The sequence below is a fragment of the Myroides sp. C15-4 genome (genome assembly GCF_050522745.1).
GTDB lineage: Bacteria > Bacteroidota > Bacteroidia > Flavobacteriales > Flavobacteriaceae > Flavobacterium.
This window is the reverse complement of record NZ_JBMVQX010000079.1, coordinates 1-2,241: the sequence shown is the minus strand read 5'-3', so window position 1 is coordinate 2,241 and position 2,241 is coordinate 1. Positions and strand designations below refer to the sequence as shown.

Genomic DNA, 2,241 nt, shown 5'->3' with positions numbered 1-2,241 from the left:
CTTTTGTCAACCAAGGTCAGCTATCAGTTGCTACAGGTGGTGTTATTTCAACGCTTTATAGTTTTGATAACCAAGAAGATGCTCAACTGGTAAACGATGGTACGGCTTATTACTACCGCGATTTTAACAACGATGGTTTTTATAGCTTCACGACAAATCGCAAAACAGGCAAAGCGGTATTTACGCGTTATGAAAATGAACAAGGGGCTCAATTGATCAGCGGGCGTTCAATTTCAGAATTCCACCATGTAGATTTGAATAATGCTACCCCCAAAGTTGCATTTGACTTGAAAAACAACATTGACGTTTACGGTACGGTTGATTTTCAAGAGGGGATCATCAAAGTAGATCCTACGGTTTTACCTGGGGAGCAGACCGCAGTGGGTATGTTGAGTTTTCAACAAGGATCCAAAGCGATCAACGTGAAGGATGCCTCTCATGCGGAAGGACAAGTGGAAAAGATCGGTAATGAACCTTTCCAATACCCCAAAGGCGATGAGCAAATGTACCGCTATGCGCGCATTACAGCCCCTTCCTCAGTGAAAGACGCTTTTGTAGGGGAGTACCGCACCAAAGACGATGCTTTTTTCGAAGCACGTCCTACCACAGTGGGTGTTATTAAAGAGCTGAATACGTCAGAATACTGGTTGTTAGACCGCGGCGATAATACAAAGAGCGATATCTTACTGACTTTGAGTTGGGATGAACGCACCACTTTACCAGCGATGTTGGTGGATCCAGAAAGCGAACTGCACATTGTTCGTTGGGATGCTACCCAACAATTGTGGGTGGATGAAGGAGGTGTTGTTGATATGTCTTCCAAAGAAATTACGACCGTATCTGCAGTAAAAGGCTATGGATTTTTCACCTTAGCCACAGTTAAGAAAGACTGGATCTTAGATGGTGATATCGTGATTTACAACCTAGTTACTCCAGATGGTGATGGTAAGAACGATTACTTTATTATTGACAACATCCAGAAATATCCAAATAATACCGTAGAGATTTACAACCGTTGGGGAGTACGCGTCTACGAGACCAAAGGGTATGATCCTAAGGGAGATGGTAGTAGCAATGTATTTAAAGGCTATTCCGAAGGTCGCGTTACGGTAGATAAGAGCAAAAAACTGCCAAGTGGTACGTATTACTACGTGGTTACGTATGAATACAGCGATGCCAATGGTAGCCGTATGATTAAGAAAGCTGCAAATTTACATTTGGAGTCTAATTAAATCAATAGTAGATGAAACTAAGAAACACAATACAGACGATTGTTCTTGGGGGTATAGGCTTGTTGAGTATGACTCACGCCTATGGGCAACAAGATCCACAATATACCCAATACATGTACAATCACTCGAACATTAACCCTGCTTATGCCGGGAGTAATGAAGGGTTGAACATCTTTGGCTTGTATCGTACCCAATGGGTAGGATTAGAAGGCGCCCCAAAAACGGCAACGCTATCAGTGAATAGCCCTTTAGGTGATTCAGGCTTAGGCTTAGGTGTAAACTTTGTCAATGACCACTTAGGTGTGATGGACGACAATACGCTGTCGATTGATTTATCCTATGCGATCGATTTGAATTACCACTATAAGTTGGCCTTCGGATTGAAAGGATCTGCAAACTTACTGGATGTGAATTACAGTAAGTTGCACATTTACAATCCGTCAGATCCTGTAGCGGAGAGTGATATCAAGAATAAATTCACTCCGAATATAGGAGCAGGATTGTTCTTATACTCAGACAAGGCCTATGTGGGCTTATCTGCACCTAACTTATTGACTCGCACGCGTTATAACGACAACGATGTGAGAACACTACGAGAAAAGGTTCACGTTTTTGCGACAGGAGGGTATGTTTTCGATCTGAATCGCGACATAAAATTCAAACCCGCAGCTATGGTGAAGATCGAAGAAGGTTCACCCTTACAGGTTGACCTAACAGCGAACTTTATGTTTGTTGAGAAGTTTACCGCTGGTATCGCTTATCGTTGGGATGCCTCAGTGAGTGGTTTAGTAGGTTTTCAAGTATCTGAAAATATCTTTGTTGGGTATAGCTACGATGCTGAGACGACTAAGCTAGCGAACTACAACTCAGGCTCGCATGAGATTTTTATGCGCTTTACTTTGTTTAACGGCTTTAAGCGCGTAACAGCGCCAAGATTCTTCTAAAAGATACACGTATGATAAAACAGATAGTACAACTGGGTATTTTGAGTGTAGCTTTGAGCTTCAGT

The 2,241-nt window shown here is 42.4% G+C and carries 2 protein-coding genes; both read left to right on the top strand.

Annotated features, from left to right (window positions below; all coding sequences use genetic code 11):
- On the top strand, positions 1 to 1,232 hold a 1,232-nt coding region (locus ACPDHL_RS16120), incomplete at its 5' end, for a gliding motility-associated C-terminal domain-containing protein (protein ID WP_430533723.1).
- Positions 1,233 to 1,243: 11 nt separating this feature from the next.
- Positions 1,244 to 2,176: a PorP/SprF family type IX secretion system membrane protein gene (locus tag ACPDHL_RS16115; protein WP_430533722.1), complete on the top strand. Its 933-nt coding sequence runs from the start codon at positions 1,244 to 1,246 to the stop codon at positions 2,174 to 2,176.
- Positions 2,177 to 2,241: the final 65 nt, after the last annotated feature.